The following is an 18,563-nucleotide window of genomic DNA, read 5'->3' as shown; positions in this document are numbered from 1 at the left end:
ATAGGGCAAAGAGTGATGCGAAAACCTAGACGGTGAAGTCTTTTCCTCCGGTGTTCCCTGTTCCCTGCTATAAAGCACAAATAACTCAACCCATGCAAATTTTTATTGGGGTGGGAACCTCCGCAACGGTTTATCCTGCTGCAAAATTATTGCGTTTTTTTAATTATTTCACACCCGAAAAATATTTTATTGATCCCCATCCCAATTATGAATTTTTACAAGGATACACCGTTTTAGAAGGAACTGCAACTGAAAAACTGCCAGATTTAGTGGAAACCTTAATTTCTAATTCGGTCGAAACCTAGGATTCTTCTGAAACTTTAGCCCGTTTTTTACGAAAAATTCCCGTCATATTAATTCCTGTAATTAACATAGCAATTAATCCTAAACCAATTAAAGCAACGTAAATCGTTTTTCCAACTGAGCCAAAATAAGACCCTTGATGAATGGTTAGTAAGAGTTGAGCAAAATTATCAGGAAGATGAAACCAACTATCTCCTATTCCATACAAAATTCCTGTTGATGCACTTAAAAACAAAGGTAAGAACAAAATGGGTGCTAATATTTGATGCACTTTTTTAGCATTTAACGGAGAATCTTTAGTGGGATTTTTACGTTTTTTTTGCGTTAACCGAACCATTGTTAATCCCGTGACAAGCATGGCAATTAACCCTAAACCTACCAATAATACATAAATAGGAACTAGGGGCTCTCCTAAAAATTCTCCTTGATGAATCATCAGCAAAATATCTGCTTTTTCTTCTGATAATCTCATCCAACTCCTTCCCAGGCGATAAGCCATTCCTGTGAAAGCAGTTAAAAATAAAGGAATAAATATAATCGGTGCAATTTTACGATGCAGTTTCCAAAGCTGGTGAGATTTAAAAAACTGTAGATTTGCCATTATTATTAGCCTCAATAATTATAAGTTTGTAGAAATGTAAATTTTTTACGTCTCTACAGTTAGGGACAGGAGCAAGGGAATGCCTCTTAATATAACTCCAGAAAGACAATTATCCTAACCCTGAATTCAAGAATAAACCTAAAAAGTGACAAACTGGTGACAAATCCAGATATAGCAAGTCTAAATGAATTGTACAAAATAATGATCAAAATTATTAACCCTAAAAAATGGACATAAATTCGGTGTAGGGGCGAGGCGCGCCTCGCCCCTACGATTATTTGGATTTCCAGCTATTTGTACAACTGATTTAGGATTGCTATACTACCCATTAAATTGTATGATTTTAATTTGGTATTAGGTGTTAGCCAGGGTGGGAAAACGCACAGAAAAACAGCTACCCTTTCCCAACTGACTGGTAACCATGATTTCTCCTTGATGATTTTGGGCTAAAGTTTGAGCGATCGCTAACCCTAACCCCGAGCCTCCTTTTCTGCAATTTCGAGCTTGATCAGCACGCCACAACCGATCAAAAATCAGGGGTAATTGTTCAGGAGAAATCCCTATTCCAGTGTCTTCTATGCGCACCCAAACCCATTTTTCTTGCTGCTCTAAACAGACCGTTACTTTCCCCCCAGTATCAGTATAATAAATCGCATTTTCTATTAAGTTTAAAAATAATCGCCAAAGTTGATTTCCTACCCCTTTTATTTTAATTTCAGTTTTCATATCTAAGATTAATTCCACTCCCTTTTTTTCAGCTTGATAAAAGAGAAATTCTACCAAATCTTCTAATAGTTCATTCAGGGGAATAATTACCCAATCTGTGGCTAGGGGAATAGAATCTTGATCCGTGCGAGCCAAAAGTAATAAATCTTCCACTAAGCTGGTCATTTGATTTACGCCACTCGCGATCGCTTTTAATTTATCAATATCGGCAGGATGAATTCTTTCTGGATGACTTTGCATAACTTCCACACAAGTTCTAATTCCAGCTAAAGGATTTCTCAATTCATGAGAAGCATCGGCGGTAAATTGTTTGAGTTTTTCAAAACTTTGTTCAATAGGTTTTAGAGATTGTTTTGTTAACCACATACCTCCAAAAGCCGTTAATCCTGATACTAATATTCCCCCTAACATCATTACTAATCTTAATTTTATTAACACCCTTTCCACGGGTTTTGTAGACTCACTGATCCGGACATAACCGATCATCTGTTTTTGCGATTCTGTTTCTCTATTAACCTGTAAAGTTAGGGTACGAATTTTTTGGTTATTGACGGTATAAGTCCAATGATAATGGGATAAATCAAGGGGTGGAAAAACTTTTCCAACTTTAGTAATTAGTTGGCGGTTATGATCAAACCATTCAATTCCTTGACTGGGTTGGTGCATATTTTGCCAAGGAATATCCAGATCATTATCATCATCTAAGTTTAGAGAATCAGGAACTTCAAAAGATTCTTTTTTTTCTTTAATTTCTTCAAAACTATGAGCAGCAGCATCTGCTAATATTAGCAGTTGACGATCTAATTGTTGATATAAACTAAACCTAAAAAATTCATAAACGGCAATCATTGATATTCCTGAAATTGCCATCATCACCCCTAGATAAGACAGCAATAACCGCCAACTTAAAGCTCGAAATTGGGGATTAATTACGTTGCGTGTTGAGCCGATATCCCAAGCCATAAACTGTTTCAATTAATGTAGAGGGTACGCCGACTGTTTTGAGTTTTTGCCTTAATCTTTTGATATGGGTTTTCACCGTATCTTCACCCGGAATATCTTCAAAACACCAGAGGTTATCTAAAATTATTTCCCGCGAAAGCAATCGTCCCGGGCTGCGTAAGAATAACTCTAATAAACCATATTCTTTAGGAGTTAAAGATAGAAATTTTCCTTCATACGTCACCTCACAACTATTTGGATCTAGGCGAAGACTTCCCCATTCTAACACCGGAGGTAAGGCGGAATTTCCTCGTCTTAACAAAGCGCGAATTCTTGCTAATAACTCCTGTAAATCAAAGGGTTTAATCACATAATCATCCGCCCCTACATCCAATCCTAAAACTTTATCTGCACTGGTATCTTTTGCCGTTAACATCAATACAGGTGTGGTTTTTCCCTGTTGTCTTAATCGTTGACAAAACTCAATCCCAGTCAGTCGAGGTAACATCACATCCAATATAATCAGATCATAGGCAGCCGATTCTGCAAACTCCCACCCCATCTGACCATCATGAACGACATCCACCACATAATGATGATCCATTAAGGCTTCTGCTAAGGCTTTTGTAATTCTTTCCTCATCTTCAACTAATAAAATTCTCATTTTCCCCTATTTTAATTTTAGATAAAATTAAGCCAAGCTAGAGATCAAGATTTACAGCTATTATCAGTTAATTAAAGTCAACACCTTTTTAAATTCACAACTGAACCAATTACAGCGATCGCCGGAGCTTCAAAACCAGTTTCTGCTACTTTTTGAACAATGGTTTCTAAGGTGGCAATTAACTCCTCCTGCTCCGGTCGAGTTCCCCAACGAATTAAGGCGATCGGAGTATCTCGGGATTTTCCAGCTTGGGTTAACTGTTGAATAATATAGGGTAAATTATGAACCCCCATATAGATGACAATGGTTTCTGAACCAAGCGCGATCGCTTCCCAATTCACTTGTGGGCGATATTTTCCGGCGGTTTCATGACCCGTTACAAAGGTAACCGATGAACTATGATCTCGATGGGTTAACGGAATTCCCGCATAAGCAGGCGCCGCAATTCCCGAAGTAATTCCGGGGACAACTTCCACAGAAATTCCAGCTTGAATTAAGTCTTGCATTTCCTCCCCACCGCGACCAAAAATAAACGGATCTCCTCCTTTCAAGCGCACAACAACTGCATGAATTTGAGCTTTTTCAATTAATATTTGAGTTGTTTCTTCTTGTAATAATGAATGTTTACCTCGCCGTTTTCCGGCATTAATTTTTTCGGCTTCAGGATTAATTAAATCCAATATTTGATCACTAACCAAGGCATCATAAATTACTACATCTGCCAATTCTAATAAGGTTTTTCCTTTAACAGTTAACAGACCTGGATCTCCTGGCCCTGCACCAACTAAATATACTTTACCTAAACTTTTTTTAGATTGATTCATCATCACTGTACTCAAATTCTAGTTAGTCAGAAAACCCCTAGGGTTTATTATTTCCTTATTGTTGAGACTTTACTTAGAAAACTTCATGGATTCTACCAGTTCAGCATCAAGAGGACAACGGACTTGATGAAAGTTGGGAAAAGGGGGTTGAATTGGAATTGGAGCGGTCATTGAGGAGCTAGGACTTTTACAAATTCCTCCCACCAGCACAATAGAGTTATCTGTTTTAATCTTAAATAAAGCTCCAGAGTAACTAACCCGACGCCAAATAATCGGAATGGCTTCAAAGAATACCTGATCCGATTCTACCGTCATTTTAAATTTATAAGTTCCGATTCCTTTTGAAGTCCCCCGATATAAGTTTTCTAGGTTAGGTGTAAATTTACCATAGGTTTTAAATTGTTGATCTTGATTTTTAATTAAAGTTTTTAAAATTGACCTCCCTTGCGCTTGCTGACCTCTACGGATTTTATTATCAAAATGAAATAAACCTAATGTAAATAGAATTAAAAATATACCAAAATAAGATAAATATATCCATTTTTGGGGGGAACTTAAGAAATTAAATTTAGACATATTTTTAATTGTTAACTTAATATAAACAGATGGTAAATCTCAGTCAACGATCCGAAGTTTACTCTGGGGATTTTGAGTAAAAAAATTACTAACATTTACTATAATATAATTTATAGCAACTCAAGTTAAAATTTTCTCGGTGAGTATAGAAGCTCATAGCGAGTCGCTGACAGTTAAAAGCAAGATGAATATTGATCAACTTGAAATTTTACTAGCGGTAGCAGAACAAGGAAGCTTTTCAGAAGCAGCATTGAGTTTAAGTATCTCTCAATCTGCCGTCAGTCGGGCGATCGCCGCTTTAGAAGATGAACTGGGTATTCCCTTACTGCTGCGAGGACGATTTGGCGCCCGTCCCACCTTGATTGGAGAACGGGTGATGCTACACGCGAGTAAAATCCTAGAACTGCGCGAAAAAATCGATCATGAAGTCAATTTAGAAAAAGGTTTACATCGGGGAAAAATTCGGGTTGCCTCCTTTCGTAGTGCAGCAACCCATATCCTCCCCTCAAAAGTTGCCCAGTTTCGCAGTCGTTTTCCTAACATAGAAATCACCATTACCGAAACCGATCCCCTAGGAATCGAACAGAGTTTACGCACAGGCCAAGTGGATATTGGGTTACTTCCCTTACCCCGTGCGGAAGAATTTGAAACTTGGGAAATTACCAGAGATGAATATGTCGTTTTACTTCCCACTTCGGCGGGTCAAATTCCCGAAATTCTAAGCTGGGAACAACTCTCGACCTACTCTTTTATTTTATTCAATTATGCCGAATGTACTTCTGCGGTGCGGGAACATTGGTCAAAATGGGGACAATCGTTAAAAGTCGCCTATCAAATTAAAGAAGACTCAACCATTGTCAGTATGGTAGCTCAGGGATTAGGGGCTGCCATTTTACCCCGTCTAGCTGCTTTACCCATTCCTCCCCAAGTCCAAGTCAGAGCCTTACCTGTTCCCCTAGAACGAGTCATTGGTGCCGCCCTCTGGTCAAATAGCCTCCATGTCCCGGCGGTTTTTGCTTTCCTGGACGTCCTCAGAGGAACCGGGGTATTTTCTAAGTAGAGAAGCCACCGAGTCACCGAGTCAGCAGAGGCATGAGAAAAGATTGCGGAGTGCAAAGTTCGGAGTGCGAAGTGGCGGGTATAGAATGTCAATTATTTTTCCTGCTCCCCCTGCCCCCCCTGCTCCCCCTGCTCCCCCTGCTCCCCCTGCTCCCCCTGCTCCCCCTGCTCCCCCTGCTCCCCCTGCCCCCCCTGCTCCCCCTGCTCCCCCTGCTCCCCCTGCTCCCCCTGCTCCCCCTGCTCCCCCTGCTCCCCCTGCTCCCCCTGCTCCCCCTGCCCCCCCTGCTCCCCCTGCCCCCCCTGCTCCCCCTGCCCCCCCTGCCCCCCCTGCTCCCCCTGCCCCCCTGCTCCCCCTGCTCCCCCTGCTCCCCCTGCTCCCCCTGCCCCCCTGCTCCCCCTACTCCCCCTGCTCCCCCTGCTCCCCCTGCTCCAGACCTTAGCTAGTCTTGCGTTTTGAGCCAATCATTCGTTCAAAACTCATCGTCCCCACACCCAAAATCACTAACGCCATCCCATAGATTTGTTGTTGCTTAATCGCCTCACCAATAATCCAGAAGGCAAACAACGCGGTTAATGCCGGCCCGGTTGTCCCAATAATGGAGGCTAAGGCAGCTCCCGCCGAGCGAATGGCGAAATTATTTAATAAATAACTCGATAGAGTGAGAACACCTAAAACAACACCTCCAATCATTAGTCCGTTCCAAACTCCCGGTTCAATATTAATCCCCAAACTATCGGGTAGCAACATTAAACTCAGAGAAGAAAAGACAAAAATAGACGCAAAGTTCACCAAACTAAACGGGATAGGATGGAGTTTTCCCGCCGCCACCTGAGTCAGTAACACATACCCGGCAAAGGCTACACCTGCACAGATCGCAGCAATCACCCCCACCTGTACATTTCCCATAGCGATATTAGGATTTCGAGCAGGTAAACAGAGAATCCCTCCAGCCAGAATAATAATCATGGCAATCACCCGAATTAGGGTCGGTCGATCTCCAAATAGGCCCCAAGAGGCAATTACCGTTACAATCGGATAGATAAAGAAAATCGTGATCGCAATTCCGGTCGGAATCTCACCAATAGCCACATAGATAGCGACTTGGGATAAAAACAAGAAAAATCCACTGCCAATCACCGTCAGCATTAAGCGACGATCACCGGACTGAAGAAAACGTCGCAGATCACCCCATACCGGAGGATAAAGGAACGTTGCCACAATCGGCATCAGTCCCATGACCACAATCATGCGGAGTAACAAGATTAATAAAGAGTTTCCGATCCCCGGACTAATAATTCCTTCTAGGGAAAATAAACCCAAGATTTCTCGGGGTTGTGGCCCTTTGAGAATAATCTTTAAACAAACGTTAAACAACGATAGAGATACCGCCGAAAGTAACGCCAAAAATAGACCCAACTGCACCGGAGAAGACGACTTGGGCTGGGAACTCCCAAGGGGTTCCGGGCGATTTGTCGGGGCCGTATTAGTTGGAGGCAGGGAGTCAGAACGTCCACTCGGTAGTCCTGGACGGGAACTCTCCCCCCAGAGAGTTGGTGTTTCCACCTGTTCTTGCAAACGATTAACAATGGTTTCTAGCAAGGCTTCAACCTGCTGTTCCAAGGTTTGCATATGGTTTAACCGTCGAGATAGGTTACTTTGATAGTTACCTAACTCCTGCTGTAAGCTTTGAAAGGTTTGGTTCAGACTGGTTTCCAAAACCGCTTCCAACTCTCGATTATTGAAGTTTTCTGCACCGATATCCTCACTCGGAAGCAGTCCACTCGCATCAGCCGCTAATAAAGGCGGATCGCTGGCTGCTTTAATTTGATTAATGCGTGCGATCAAAGATTGTTCCACATCACGCGCCACAATTTGAGTCAGTTGTTTGAGCCAAGCTCGATTGGGAGGAACGCGATCAGACAATATTTGTAACTGCACAGATTGCAGTCGCTGATATTCCGTTTGCAGATTTTCAATATCCCCAATTAAGCGAACTTTATCCGTTTCGAGTCGTTGGATATCCGACAGATATCTTTCCTTAATCTGGTGATGGAAGGTTTCTAATTCCTGTATCACCGAACTTAGGATGATTTCTGCGGATGTGGTTTCTCCCGATCCTAAAGGTGGCGGTTGATTGTCCTGTGTCCCCATTCGTGATTAACCTCTTATTGATCTGCTGATTCAGCTATGACGCCACTCACACCAACGCTGCATATCGGGTTTCACAATTTACAGACTAGAAATCCTAGTCTCTACCGATAAAGGCACAACGGGAAAAATGGCAAAGCCTCCGGAAGAATTATCCCCAAAAACCTAAACTAAACAATAGCTCACTCAGCGTGTAAAGACACGCTCGTTTCCAATCTGCCATATTTTATCGAGAATTTGGGTCTAAAACCCCGTGCTTCTAGCACGGCTTTGGATTAAGATAGAGATGGTTGAAATCCCCAAGGTGGGCGGTTGTGAAGCGGCTTTTAGTCGGCACCCTCGAACCTGAAAACTCCTTGAGAGTAACAAGAAGGGTAGCGAAAACCTTGTAAAACAGAGCTAGAGAATCAACCCATTCTCATTACCAGAAAACATATAATTTGGTTTGATCAATTAAGGTAGGGCGGGGCACGCCCGAACTCTAGGTCGTATCCTAGTACGATGAGCGGAGATAGACCCTCTGGGGTTGCCGTAAGTCAGGCTCGTCAATTGGTGACTTTTCACGATTGAAAGGTTTGAGTATTGCTCGAAAGGGATACGGTGCTTAAAGGTCAGTCACTGAATTAAGAATCTCTAGCGTTTATGCTAGAGAGTGTCAAAATCCATTGAATATTTTAAATAGAATCCCACTGATTATAGCCGCACTGGGAACAGTAATCACCCAGGCTAAGGCAATGGAACGGACGGTATCCAAGCGTACCTCTTTTCCCCCCTGCACCAGTCCAATTCCCACCACACCCCCTACCAACGCATGGGAGGTGGAAACGGGTAATCCTAAACGGGATGCCAATAATACGGTGGTAGCCGTGGCTAATTCTGCACAAAATCCCTGACTCGGAAGCAGGGAAATAATATTTTCCCCCACGGTTTTAATCACATTTTCACCCCAGATGGCCAGTCCGGTGACAATTCCACTCCCCCCTAATAGTAAAATCCAAATCGGGATTTCAATATCATCTAGGGGAACTGAACCCGTTTTAATTACCGCTAAAATTGCGGCTAGGGGGGCGATGGTATTGCCCACATCATTTGACCCGTGGGCAAAAGCTACAAAACAGGCACTAATCACCTGAAATCCTGCCAGTTGTTTTTCGATCCCAGGAAATTTTTCCGGTAGGGGATTAGAACTAAAATCCTGCTGCTGTTGATCCAATTGTCGCCAACTGAATCCGGTTAAACCGACCGCAGCGATCGCCCCAATCCCTAAAGGAATATCATGGACGGGTAACGTCCACCCCCATTGGGTTAGGATCTTTTGCAAGGGTAAACTCAAAATCGGGAAAACAATCACCCCAAAAATTCCAATTAAAATACTACTTAACCAGGGAATCCATTCTTGGATTTGGCGATGGGGATCGGGTTGGTCTAAAATCCAATATTTGATCAGCTTGTAGAATAATCCTGAAATTAAACCACTGATCACCGGGGTGATTAACCAAGTCAGGGAAATTAAACCAATCGTCTGCCAGTTGACCGCCTTGACCCCGGCGGCAATACAACTAAATCCAGCGATCGCTCCCACCACCGCATGGGACGAAGATACGGGTAATCCCTGACGAGTAGCAATTTGTAACCAGACTCCGGCGGAAAGCAATACCGATACCATCCCGATCACAAAAACTTGAGGCGTGGAGCTAAAAACTTCCGGATTAACAACCTCCGTGGCTAGGGTTTTAGAGACTCGCTCTCCAAAAAATACTGCCCCGGTAAATTCTAAAATTCCGGCGGCGATAATCGCTTGTTTCAGGGTCAATGCCTTGGAACCCACCGACGTCCCCATCGAGTTGGCTACATCATTAGCCCCTAGATTACAGGCAACATAGAAGGCTAAACCGCACAGCAACACAATTTCAACGATGACGGTCATGGATTGGTCTAACATCTTTGTGAATCCAGGTGAATGCTATGGATTTTACAGTCCTTTTCGATCTATAATCGGATCTTGTGAGTTTTGGAAAATTATCATGAAAGCGGGAGAAATTATCCGTTCTATTGAAACGGCAGAAATTGAAAGCCTCCGACAGCAACTCAATAAACCCGATCTTCCCGAGATTTATGTCGGTGATACGATCAAGGTTGCGGTGAAAATTCAAGAGGGTGGCAAAGAACGGATTCAGCCCTATGAAGGAGTGGTGATTGCTAAACGCCATGGCGGGATTAACGCCACGATCACCGTGCGGAAGATTTTTCAAGGAGTGGGGGTGGAGAGAGTTTTCCTAATCCATTCTCCGAGAATTGCGAATATTAAAGTCATCCGTCGGGGTAAAGTCCGCCGGGCTAAACTGTTCTATCTCCGCGATCGGATTGGTAAAGCCACTCGCGTTAAACAACGGTTTGACCGGAGTCTGTAATTTGGGCAGCACCAGAGATTCCATGATTCCCCTAGTGGTGGTCGGAAAAAAAGTTTAACCAAACTCTGTAAGTTGTGTTAAGCTAAATAAGGTAGAAGATCAGCCACTCCGCTATGCGCTCTTAGTTCAGTTGGTAGAACGCAGGTCTCCAAAACCTGATGTCGGGGGTTCAAGTCCTCCAGGGCGCGCTGGATACCTCTAATGCCCAGACGCAAGATTACTTTCGTCTGGGCATTGTTCCGAAAAGCAACAGATCGGAACATTGTTTGGAGGCGTTCAGTATGATAGTTTTAAAAGTTTGGGCGGCTGTGTGACCCTCTTTCAGCTAAGATCAGGATCAGATACCGTAAGATCGCAAGGGGAGTTCATGGTGGTCAACAAGAAAGAAGAAGTTGCAATTGAAGGAACGACTTCTGGCTTTAACGCTTCTACGTTCCTCAAAGAAACGAAAGAGGAATTGGACAAAGTGGTCTGGCCTGGCCGACAGCAACTACTGAGTGAGTCGGCAGGGGTATTGTTGATGGTCACTCTTTCGGCCAGCTTGATCTATTTAGCAGACAACTTCCTTCGTTGGGCGTCGGGGCAAATCTTCGGATGACTTTTACATCGGACGAATCACAACATTCAGACCAAATGGCAGATACGGACGAACGTTCCCAGGAGTTTTCACCCGGAGAGCGCCGTTGGTATGCTGTTCAGGTGGCTTCTGGCTGTGAAAAGCGAGTCAAGGCGAACCTGGAACAACGGGTGCAAACCCTAGATGTTGCGGAACGAATTTTGAAGGTGGAAATCCCCCACACCCCAATGATTAAACTGCGCAAAGATGGCAGTCGTCAACATGGTGAGGAGAAAGTGTTTCCAGGTTATGTTCTCATCCAGATGAGACTGAAATGGAATAACGAACTCAATCGCTGGGAAATTGACGATGAAGCTTGGCAGGTGGTCAAGAACACGCCACACGTAATTAATTTCGTTGGGGCAGAACAAAAACGGCATTCCGGTCGGGGTCGAGGTCACGTTAAACCTTTGCCTTTAAGTAATGCTGAAGTGGAACGGATTTTCAGACAAGCGCAACAACAGGAACCGATTGTCAAGGCAGCAATGGCGATTGGGGATCATATCATTGTGCTTTCCGGGCCATTTAAAGACTTTGAAGGGGGTGTGATTGAAGTCAGTCCAGAACGGAGTAAGCTTAAGGCTCTACTTTCGATTTTTGGGCGGGATACCCCGGTAGAATTAGAGTTTAATCAGGTAGAAAAACAAGGCTAAGGAATGGCAAAGAAAGTTGTAGCAGTTATTAAGTTGGCAATTACTGCGGGCAAAGCCAACCCTGCACCCCCAATCGGCCCAGCCCTGGGTCAACATGGGGTGAATATTATGGCGTTTTGCAAAGAGTATAACGCCAGAACCGCAGATAAAGCAGGTCTTGTGGTGCCGGTGGAAATTTCGGTTTTTGAAGACCGCAGTTTTACCTTTATTCTCAAGACCCCTCCGGCTTCGGTATTGATTCGTAAAGCTGCTGGAGTCGAACGGGGCTCGGGGGAACCAAACCGCAAAAAAGTCGGCCAAATTACGCAAGCTCAGTTACGAGAAATTGCAGAAACCAAAATGCCCGACTTAAATGCCAATGATGTGGAAGCAGCCATGAAAATTGTGGCTGGAACCGCCCGCAATATGGGTGTAACCATTGTTGATTGAGCCGATTTGTGACCGATAACTGCACGCTCAACTGTTGGCGGTCTCAATGGTTAGCTCAACGGCAATCAATTAATGAATTCGGTGAGTATTTCAGGTAGTTTCCGTTAACCCTTTATTGGGGGAGAAGTATAGCTTCGTTATCACCCCAGGAGATATAGAATGGCAAGAAAAGAATCCCGTCGATTACGAGAACTCAGAAAAAAGGTTGAAGACCGACCCTACGAACCTTTAGAGGCGATTAATCTGTTGAAGGAAACCGCTACAGCTAAGTTTCCTGAATCAGCTGAAGCCCATATTCGTTTAGGTATTGACCCCAAATATACCGACCAACAACTCCGAACAACGGTAAGCTTACCCAAAGGTACGGGTCAGGTGATCCGGGTGGCGGTATTGGCAAAAGGGGAAAAAGTCACCGAAGCTCAAGCAGCAGGGGCTGATCTTGTTGGATCTGAAGATTTGATTAATGAGATCCAGAAGGGAATGCTGGATTTTGATTGTTTAATTGCCACACCGGATATGATGCCTCAAGTGGCTAAACTGGGACGTTTGTTAGGGCCGAAGGGCTTAATGCCTTCTCCTAAAGGGGGAACGGTGACGACGGATGTGGCACAGGCGATCGCCGAATTCAAAGCTGGGAAGTTGGAATTCCGTGCTGATCGTACGGGGATCGTTCACGTTATGTTTGGGAAAACCGGATTCTCCGCAGCCGATTTGCTGGTGAACCTATCCGCCCTACAAGAATGTATTGACCGCAACCGTCCCTCTGGGGCTAAAGGTCGTTACTGGCGCAGTGTGTTTGTCGCGGCTACTATGGGGCCGTCGATTGAAGTGGATATTACGGCACTGCGGGAACTGAAAATTGCAGACCTAGTTTAATCTGGGGATTTCAGTCACCCTTGAGGATTAATTTACCCAGGGTGTTCTGATTTCCCTGGTGATCTAGTCGGAATTGGGGGTTGACAAATCCAATAAAATATGCAACCATGAAAGACTGCGTATTTAAACCAATAAACGACTAACTCACCGCAGACAGCAGGGGCGAAACGCTTAATTTCCTGCCGAGGTTCAATAAGTTTAAAGCTAAACAATCAGGTTACAGACCTCATTAATCTGTCTGTGTGGATGATTTATGTTTAAGTTTTAAGTCTTGACCTCGGTGAGAGAACCGAGGTTTTTTATGGCGAAATCGCTGCTGTTTCATCGGGGAAGGAGTCAACCATTGTGGGACACTACATCACCTTGGGGAGATGAAAGTGAACTGCAATGCTACAAGGAGGTTCAACAAGAATGGGAAGAACCCTAGAAAATAAACAAGAAATTGTTGCCGAACTTAAGGAAACCCTTAAAGATTCACAACTGGCTATTGTGATTGACTACAGCGGCTTGTCCGTTGCGGAAATCACCAATTTACGGCAACAACTTCGTCCTTCAGGTAGTGTTTGCAAGGTGACAAAAAACACCTTAATGCGGATCGCCATAGAGGGTCAAAGCAACTGGCAACCTTTGAATGAGTTGCTCAAGGGTTCTAACGCCTTTTTATTAGTTAAGGAAGACTTCGGTAGTGCGATTAAAGCCTACCAAGCGTTCCAGAAGGCTTCTAAAAAGACGGAAGTTCGCGGCGGCGTCATGGAAGGCAAGCTGCTGAGTGAAAGTGACGTTAAAGCTTTAGGAGATTTACCCTCCAAAGAGCAACTTATGGCTCAAATTGCTGGGGCTATCAATGGTGTGGCAACCAAACTGGCCGTTGGCATCAACGAAGTTCCAGGGTCTTTGGCACGAGCACTCAATGCCTATGTTGAAAAAGATCAAGATGGCTCAAACGACGAAGCTGCATAGTTTCTCGGAATGCTTGGCCCACGAGTCTCAAACACAAACCGTTACATTGTCTAGGAGTTTAACAAATGTCTGCAACTACTGATCAAATTCTGGAACAACTGAAGTCTTTAACCCTGTTAGAAGCGTCTGAATTAGTCAAACAAATCGAAGAAGCTTTTGGTGTGAGTGCCGCGGCTCCTGTGGGTGTGGCGATGGTTGCTCCTGGTGCGGCAGCCCCTGTGGAAGAAGTTGAAGAAAAAACTGAATTCGATGTCATCTTGGAAGAATTCCCGGCTGATAAGAAAATTGCAATTCTGAAAGTGGTGCGTGAACTGACGGGTTTAGGTCTGAAAGAAGCTAAAGATTTAGTGGAAGCAGCCCCCAAAGCGGTTAAACAGGCTACTAATAAAGATGACGCTGAAAATACTCGGAGTAAACTGGAAGAAGCTGGTGCTAAAGTTTCCATCAAATAATTTTAACGTTGCTTAGTTTTAGTTTTTTTGTTCATACCTAACCTGGTTTCTGATTGAGAAATCAGGTTTTTTAGTATAATACAAACTCAAAGAGAGACGCGCCGTGGCTCGTCTCTACAATCAATTAAAATTAATCCTTTTAATCTTCAGGTTGCTGTACAATTAATACGGAACATTTGACATGATGAACGACATAATTACTCACGCTCCCTAAAAACAATTCCGCCAATTCTGAACGGTTGCGTCTGCCCACAATCACTAAATCAGCACCCCATTTTTGGGTCATTTCTCGTATCCAATATCCCGCTTCTCCCACTTGATATTCAGTTTCAATAGAAACTCCTTGCTGTTGGGCATAACTAACGAAGGTGGCTAACCATCCAGAAACTTCATTAATTTCTTTTTCAATTAATTCATGTTGAATTTGTGCCACTTGATTTAACCGTTGACCATATAAATCCCCGGGAGAACCCAAAATCATCGGTGATATACTAATACAATGAAACAGTTTTAACTGACTTTCGTACAGTTTGGCCAGTTGTAAAGATTGATGAAAAACAAACTCGGCTTGGGGAGTCTGATCAATTGATACTAAAATTTTTTTATAGGCCATATTCTTGTCCTCCTTAATTTGTTTAATTCCGTTGTCGGTCAGTTTCTAAAATCTGTTATCTAAAAATACTCGATTCCCTGTTTTCTATCTTAAACTAAAAATCTTATTTTTTGATAAAATAATGCTATATTTAAAGGTTGGGCGATCGCTGACCCGGTTCATCCTCGTCTGACCCCATCTGTTTTGTTACTATCTTTCTTTAGATTATGAGTCAAAACTACCGCATTACTCTCCTTCCTGGCGATGGAATCGGCCCTGAAATTATAGCGGTGGCGGTCGATGCGTTAAAAGTCGTTGGCAAGCAACTGAATATTACTTTCAATTTTCATCAAGCCTTGATGGGAGGAGCCGCCATTGATGCCACCGGAGAACCTCTGCCTCCAGAAACTTTGGAACAGTGTCTCAAGAGTGATGCGGTGCTGTTAGCGGCGATTGGGGGATACAAATGGGACAATTTACCCCGCCATCAACGGCCAGAAACCGGATTATTAGGGTTACGCGCGGGATTAAAATTATTTGCTAATTTGCGTCCCGCTACCATCTTACCTCATTTAATTGATGCGTCTTCCTTGAAAAAAGAAGTGGTGGAGGGGGTGGATATTATGGTTGTCCGCGAACTCACCGGGGGCATTTATTTTGGACAACCCAAGGGCATTTTTCAGACGGAAACGGGAGAAAAACGAGGCGTCAATACGATGGCCTACACCGAATCTGAGATTGATCGGATTGGCCGTGTCGGGTTTGAAACTGCCCAGAAACGTCGGGGCAGACTCTGTTCTGTGGATAAGGCAAATGTCTTAGATGTGTCTCAATTATGGCGCGATCGGATCAGCCTACTCGCCTCCGAATACCCCGATGTCGAATTGTCTCATTTATATGTTGACAACGCAGCTATGCAGTTAGTTCGCGCCCCTAAACAATTTGATACCATTGTGACGGGGAATTTATTTGGTGATATTCTCTCCGATGCAGCGGCTATGTTAACTGGAAGTATTGGAATGTTACCGTCTGCCAGCCTAGGGGAATCTGGCCCTGGGGTTTTTGAGCCCGTTCACGGTTCAGCCCCCGATATTGCGGGACAGGATAAGGCCAATCCCCTCGCCCAAGTCCTGAGCGCGGCGATGATGTTACGCTATGGTTTAGATCAACCCGTGGCGGCGGATAAACTAGAAAATGCGGTTTTAAAAATCTTAGATTGGGGATATCGGACTGGGGATATTATGTCTGAGGGGATGAAATTAGTCGGTTGTCAGCAAATAGGAGAATTGTTGTTAAAAGCCCTAGAAGAAAATTAGTTAATGGTATATAGCAATCCTAGGGAGGCAGGGGGAGCAGGGGGAGCGTCCTCGCTCACTGAATATCACCCAAAACCCATTCGTAATTCCCTGTTCCCTGCTATAACAAGAATAAAGAGCGCTCTCCCCCTTTCAGTTCAACAGAGCGCTCAGTCCCCAAAATTTCATCACAAAAGTATTTTATCATAACAGCCTCAAAAATGATACTTCCCCAGGATGGAGAATTTTAGCATCTTCGCGCCGAAGTTCCACGTCTGATTCGTTAGAGCAGCGTGGGATGAATTGCGGTTAGGGACTACTGGATTGAGACTGTAGATTAGTCATTAATTCCACTAGGTCATTGACCGCGCCCCATCCTAACATACTCATTCGCTGATTACCCAGTCTGGGAGTCCAACTATCACCAGACCTGATAGGTTAAGAATAGGATCAAAAATTTAGGAGTCAATCCAGATGGACATTTTGTTAGAAGGGGGATCGGTCTTATGCGATCGCGATTATACTTTAATTATTGATAGTAGTCAGAGTATGGCGACGATTGAAAAATCTAAAGGCAAAAGTCGCTGGGATCTAATTCAAGAATCGATTTTAGCCATCGCCAGTTATTGCGAACAATTTGATCTTGACGGCATCACCCTATATTTGTTTTCCGATCAATTTCAACGGTATGAAAATGTTACCTCTGACCGAATTATTTATCTTTTTCAACATCATCAACCATCGGGAAAAAATCGTTTATCCCCCGTACTAAAAGATGCCACCGATCACTATTTTGGCAGACGGGCAACGGAACAAACCAAAGCCAATGGTGAAACCATTATCATTGTGACTTCGGGAGAAATTGAAAATCCTACTGCTCTTAGACAAATTATTATTGATGCAGCCAATCAACTTAATCGAGATGAAGAATTAGCTATTGAACTGATTCAAGTTGGTTTTAATACTGATGTCACCACCTTTTTTCAGGGCTTAGATCATAATTTACAAAGTCAGGGGGCTAAATTTGATATTTGTAATACCATTACCCTATCGGATTTAGATTCTATGAGTTTAACCGATGTGTTGCTCAAAGCCATTGTTGATTAAACTTGGGTTGGCAGGATGCCTCTGCTGTATTGTCCTGATGATCTTATGATCTTTAAAGGTTAGTAATCATAATGGAATCTTCCTCGAAAAAATTAGTGTCTCAATCAATTAAAACCTTGGATTCTATTTTAATTGATGAAAAATTACCTCCGTCAGAACGGGCAACCGTTGCCTTAAAAATCCTAGAAATGGCTCGGACTTTTACGCCCGAGACTCCTCCGGCTTCAGAAACCCCACCCATCCCAGTACCCAAACTTAATTTTACCGATCCCAAGATATTTTTACATCTAGCCGCCTATCGAGATTCCGAACTGATTCCTACCCTAAAAGATGCCTTAAAAAAAGCCCATCGTCCCGAAAAAATTACCTTTGGTATTGTTTGGCAATTTATCCACGGAGAGGATGAAAATATTACCGAAAAAATGCAGGAATTTCCCTGTAAAATGATTGAAATTGATGCGCGAAAATCCCTCGGTGTCTGTTGGGCAAGATCCCTGGGTCAGCGCTTACTTCATGATGAAGATTTTATCTTACAATTAGATAGTCACCATCGATTTGTCGAAGGTTGGGATAGTTTATTACTCAAACAACTCGCCCAATGTCCTAGTCCCAAACCCATCCTTTCCGCCTATACTCCCCCCTATCTTCCCCCCGATGAAATTCCCCCTGGATATCCCAGTACCCGTTTAACCGCCCATCATTTTGATGACCATGGGATTTTAAGTTTTGTCGCTGGAGAAAGTATAGCTTCCTATTCTGAACCCCAGTTAGGAATGTTTTTAGCCGGAGGATTTATTTTCGCCCCCCGACAATTTTATTTAGAAGTTCCCTATGATCCGTTTCTCTATTTTCGAGGGGAAGAAATCACCCTTTCAACTAGAGCTTGGACAAAGGGATGGGATATTTTTTATCCCCATCAAATTACAATTTATCACTATTATACTCGCACCAATGCGAAAAAACATTGGGATGTTGATTCTGAATGGTTTAAATTAGAGCAAAAATCCCGAGAAAGGGTTAAAAAAATATTAAGAATTAGTCCCTTAGAAGCAGAAAGTTTAGAAATTTACGATATTGGAAATCTCAGAACTATCGAAGACTATCAAAACTTTTGTGGGATCAATTTCCAAACCCAAGAAATATCAGAAACAGCTGCTAAAGGAATTCCCACAAAATCTTTATTATTTCAGAAACTAGAATAATTATTGCTATTTCTTCTATAGTACCTTTAATTATCTGGCACAAACCTTACAAAAACTCCGTCATTGAGTTATAGTGCAGGCTATCCCTGGAATTTGTTCTCCCTTGGCGACGGTGGCGAGTTTGGG

The 18,563-nt window shown here is 43.3% G+C and carries 20 protein-coding genes, 1 tRNA gene and 1 other annotated feature; of the genes, 13 read left to right on the top strand and 8 right to left on the bottom strand.

Annotated features, from left to right (window positions below; all coding sequences use genetic code 11):
• Window positions 1–92: 92 nt before the first annotated feature.
• On the top strand, window positions 93–305 hold the full coding sequence (locus AC2D3N_RS23185) for a hypothetical protein (RefSeq protein WP_484692293.1): 213 nt from the start codon (window positions 93–95) through the stop codon (window positions 303–305).
• Here AC2D3N_RS23185 and AC2D3N_RS23180 read toward each other — a convergent pair.
• The 5 genes from AC2D3N_RS23180 to AC2D3N_RS23160 form a co-directional block, all read right to left on the bottom strand.
• Window positions 302–904: a PepSY-associated TM helix domain-containing protein gene (locus AC2D3N_RS23180; RefSeq protein ID WP_484692292.1), complete on the bottom strand. Its 603-nt coding sequence runs from the start codon at window positions 902–904 to the stop codon at window positions 302–304. The two genes, AC2D3N_RS23185 and AC2D3N_RS23180, sit on opposite strands and share 4 nt — an antisense overlap.
• 354 nt (window positions 905–1,258) lie before the next feature.
• Window positions 1,259–2,593, bottom strand: a complete 1,335-nt coding sequence (locus tag AC2D3N_RS23175; protein ID WP_079678009.1) for a sensor histidine kinase — start codon at window positions 2,591–2,593, stop codon at window positions 1,259–1,261.
• Window positions 2,556–3,236, bottom strand: a complete 681-nt coding sequence (locus tag AC2D3N_RS23170; RefSeq protein WP_484692291.1) for a response regulator transcription factor — start codon at window positions 3,234–3,236, stop codon at window positions 2,556–2,558. Before AC2D3N_RS23170 ends, AC2D3N_RS23175 begins: the two co-directional genes overlap by 38 nt.
• Window positions 3,237–3,313: 77 nt before the next feature.
• Window positions 3,314–4,060, bottom strand: coding sequence for a uroporphyrinogen-III C-methyltransferase (gene cobA, locus AC2D3N_RS23165; protein ID WP_079678011.1), 747 nt, complete (start codon window positions 4,058–4,060; stop codon window positions 3,314–3,316).
• 69 nt (window positions 4,061–4,129) lie between these two features.
• Window positions 4,130–4,636 carry a type IV pilin-like G/H family protein gene (locus tag AC2D3N_RS23160; RefSeq protein ID WP_079678012.1) on the bottom strand — a complete coding sequence of 169 codons (507 nt, stop codon included), beginning with the start codon at window positions 4,634–4,636 and terminating at the stop codon, window positions 4,130–4,132.
• 184 nt (window positions 4,637–4,820) lie between these two features.
• On the opposite strand from AC2D3N_RS23160, the gene AC2D3N_RS23155 reads away from it, so the two are divergent.
• Window positions 4,821–5,696 carry a LysR family transcriptional regulator gene (locus AC2D3N_RS23155; protein ID WP_079678013.1) on the top strand — a complete coding sequence of 292 codons (876 nt, stop codon included), beginning with the start codon at window positions 4,821–4,823 and terminating at the stop codon, window positions 5,694–5,696.
• Between the two features lie 435 nt (window positions 5,697–6,131).
• Here AC2D3N_RS23155 and AC2D3N_RS23150 read toward each other — a convergent pair whose 3' ends face one another.
• Together AC2D3N_RS23150 and AC2D3N_RS23145 are read right to left on the bottom strand one after the other, a co-directional pair.
• Window positions 6,132–7,847, bottom strand: coding sequence for a DMT family transporter (locus AC2D3N_RS23150; RefSeq protein ID WP_079678014.1), 1,716 nt, complete (start codon window positions 7,845–7,847; stop codon window positions 6,132–6,134).
• 652 nt (window positions 7,848–8,499) lie between these two features.
• Window positions 8,500–9,786, bottom strand: a complete 1,287-nt coding sequence (locus AC2D3N_RS23145) for an inorganic phosphate transporter (protein WP_484692290.1) — start codon at window positions 9,784–9,786, stop codon at window positions 8,500–8,502.
• A gap of 82 nt (window positions 9,787–9,868) precedes the next feature.
• On the opposite strand from AC2D3N_RS23145, the gene rplS reads away from it, so the two are divergent.
• The 8 genes from rplS to rplL all read left to right on the top strand — a co-directional run bounded on the left by rplS (window position 9,869) and on the right by rplL (window position 14,241).
• Entirely contained in the window at window positions 9,869–10,255 is a 387-nt protein-coding gene (gene rplS, locus AC2D3N_RS23140; RefSeq protein ID WP_079678015.1) for a 50S ribosomal protein L19, read from the top strand.
• 115 nt (window positions 10,256–10,370) lie between these two features.
• Window positions 10,371–10,443 (top strand) — tRNA-Trp (locus tag AC2D3N_RS23135).
• Between the two features lie 179 nt (window positions 10,444–10,622).
• Window positions 10,623–10,853, top strand: a complete 231-nt coding sequence (gene secE / locus AC2D3N_RS23130) for a preprotein translocase subunit SecE (RefSeq protein ID WP_079678016.1) — start codon at window positions 10,623–10,625, stop codon at window positions 10,851–10,853.
• On the top strand, window positions 10,850–11,524 hold the full coding sequence (nusG, locus tag AC2D3N_RS23125; protein WP_079678017.1) for a transcription termination/antitermination protein NusG: 675 nt from the start codon (window positions 10,850–10,852) through the stop codon (window positions 11,522–11,524). Before secE ends, nusG begins: the two co-directional genes overlap by 4 nt.
• A gap of 3 nt (window positions 11,525–11,527) precedes the next feature.
• On the top strand, window positions 11,528–11,953 hold the full coding sequence (rplK, locus tag AC2D3N_RS23120; RefSeq protein ID WP_079678018.1) for a 50S ribosomal protein L11: 426 nt from the start codon (window positions 11,528–11,530) through the stop codon (window positions 11,951–11,953).
• Window positions 11,954–12,112: 159 nt separating this feature from the next.
• Window positions 12,113–12,829: a 50S ribosomal protein L1 gene (gene rplA / locus AC2D3N_RS23115; RefSeq protein WP_079678019.1), complete on the top strand. Its 717-nt coding sequence runs from the start codon at window positions 12,113–12,115 to the stop codon at window positions 12,827–12,829.
• 129 nt (window positions 12,830–12,958) lie between these two features.
• Window positions 12,959–13,094 (top strand) — a sequence feature (ribosomal protein L10 leader region).
• A 146-nt stretch (window positions 13,095–13,240) separates the two neighbouring features.
• A complete protein-coding gene (rplJ, locus tag AC2D3N_RS23110; RefSeq protein ID WP_484692289.1) occupies window positions 13,241–13,789 on the top strand; it encodes a 50S ribosomal protein L10 in 549 nt (182 codons plus the stop codon).
• 65 nt (window positions 13,790–13,854) lie between these two features.
• Window positions 13,855–14,241 carry a 50S ribosomal protein L7/L12 gene (rplL, locus tag AC2D3N_RS23105; RefSeq protein WP_079678020.1) on the top strand — a complete coding sequence of 129 codons (387 nt, stop codon included), beginning with the start codon at window positions 13,855–13,857 and terminating at the stop codon, window positions 14,239–14,241.
• A gap of 139 nt (window positions 14,242–14,380) precedes the next feature.
• On the opposite strand, the gene AC2D3N_RS23100 is transcribed toward rplL, so the two are convergent.
• Window positions 14,381–14,854 carry a universal stress protein gene (locus tag AC2D3N_RS23100; protein ID WP_079678021.1) on the bottom strand — a complete coding sequence of 158 codons (474 nt, stop codon included), beginning with the start codon at window positions 14,852–14,854 and terminating at the stop codon, window positions 14,381–14,383.
• A 206-nt stretch (window positions 14,855–15,060) separates the two neighbouring features.
• Here AC2D3N_RS23100 and leuB point away from each other — a divergent pair, with 206 nt between their 5' ends.
• The 3 genes from leuB to AC2D3N_RS23085 all read left to right on the top strand — a co-directional run bounded on the left by leuB (window position 15,061) and on the right by AC2D3N_RS23085 (window position 18,437).
• The gene (gene leuB, locus AC2D3N_RS23095; RefSeq protein ID WP_079678022.1) at window positions 15,061–16,149 is read left to right on the top strand and encodes a 3-isopropylmalate dehydrogenase; all 1,089 of its coding nucleotides are present in this window, start codon (window positions 15,061–15,063) and stop codon (window positions 16,147–16,149) included.
• Window positions 16,150–16,602: 453 nt separating this feature from the next.
• Entirely contained in the window at window positions 16,603–17,235 is a 633-nt protein-coding gene (locus AC2D3N_RS23090) for a vWA domain-containing protein (protein ID WP_079678023.1), read from the top strand.
• A gap of 71 nt (window positions 17,236–17,306) precedes the next feature.
• Window positions 17,307–18,437, top strand: coding sequence for a GlcNAc-transferase family protein (locus AC2D3N_RS23085; RefSeq protein WP_079678024.1), 1,131 nt, complete (start codon window positions 17,307–17,309; stop codon window positions 18,435–18,437).
• Window positions 18,438–18,563 lie beyond the last annotated feature (126 nt).

The sequence above is a fragment of the Planktothrix sp. PLAVEN19ND genome, assembly GCF_057220675.1.
Note: the sequence above shows the minus strand (reverse complement) of the source record. Positions and strands in the feature narration are given on the sequence as shown.

Bases quoted from the DNA above. Each gene is read 5' to 3' on its own strand.
- AC2D3N_RS23185 (WP_484692293.1), top strand. From the start codon at position 93: ATGCAAATTTTTATTGGGGTGGGAACCTCCGCAACGGTTTATCCTGCT.
- AC2D3N_RS23180 (WP_484692292.1), bottom strand. From the start codon at position 904: ATGGCAAATCTACAGTTTTTTAAATCTCACCAGCTTTGGAAACTGCAT.
- AC2D3N_RS23175 (WP_079678009.1), bottom strand. From the start codon at position 2,593: ATGGCTTGGGATATCGGCTCAACACGCAACGTAATTAATCCCCAATTT.
- AC2D3N_RS23170 (WP_484692291.1), bottom strand. From the start codon at position 3,236: ATGAGAATTTTATTAGTTGAAGATGAGGAAAGAATTACAAAAGCCTTA.
- cobA (WP_079678011.1), bottom strand. From the start codon at position 4,060: ATGAATCAATCTAAAAAAAGTTTAGGTAAAGTATATTTAGTTGGTGCA.
- AC2D3N_RS23160 (WP_079678012.1), bottom strand. From the start codon at position 4,636: ATGTCTAAATTTAATTTCTTAAGTTCCCCCCAAAAATGGATATATTTA.
- AC2D3N_RS23155 (WP_079678013.1), top strand. From the start codon at position 4,821: ATGAATATTGATCAACTTGAAATTTTACTAGCGGTAGCAGAACAAGGA.
- AC2D3N_RS23150 (WP_079678014.1), bottom strand. From the start codon at position 7,847: ATGGGGACACAGGACAATCAACCGCCACCTTTAGGATCGGGAGAAACC.
- AC2D3N_RS23145 (WP_484692290.1), bottom strand. From the start codon at position 9,786: ATGTTAGACCAATCCATGACCGTCATCGTTGAAATTGTGTTGCTGTGC.
- rplS (WP_079678015.1), top strand. From the start codon at position 9,869: ATGAAAGCGGGAGAAATTATCCGTTCTATTGAAACGGCAGAAATTGAA.
- secE (WP_079678016.1), top strand. From the start codon at position 10,623: ATGGTGGTCAACAAGAAAGAAGAAGTTGCAATTGAAGGAACGACTTCT.
- nusG (WP_079678017.1), top strand. From the start codon at position 10,850: ATGACTTTTACATCGGACGAATCACAACATTCAGACCAAATGGCAGAT.
- rplK (WP_079678018.1), top strand. From the start codon at position 11,528: ATGGCAAAGAAAGTTGTAGCAGTTATTAAGTTGGCAATTACTGCGGGC.
- rplA (WP_079678019.1), top strand. From the start codon at position 12,113: ATGGCAAGAAAAGAATCCCGTCGATTACGAGAACTCAGAAAAAAGGTT.
- rplJ (WP_484692289.1), top strand. From the start codon at position 13,241: ATGGGAAGAACCCTAGAAAATAAACAAGAAATTGTTGCCGAACTTAAG.
- rplL (WP_079678020.1), top strand. From the start codon at position 13,855: ATGTCTGCAACTACTGATCAAATTCTGGAACAACTGAAGTCTTTAACC.
- AC2D3N_RS23100 (WP_079678021.1), bottom strand. From the start codon at position 14,854: ATGGCCTATAAAAAAATTTTAGTATCAATTGATCAGACTCCCCAAGCC.
- leuB (WP_079678022.1), top strand. From the start codon at position 15,061: ATGAGTCAAAACTACCGCATTACTCTCCTTCCTGGCGATGGAATCGGC.
- AC2D3N_RS23090 (WP_079678023.1), top strand. From the start codon at position 16,603: ATGGACATTTTGTTAGAAGGGGGATCGGTCTTATGCGATCGCGATTAT.
- AC2D3N_RS23085 (WP_079678024.1), top strand. From the start codon at position 17,307: ATGGAATCTTCCTCGAAAAAATTAGTGTCTCAATCAATTAAAACCTTG.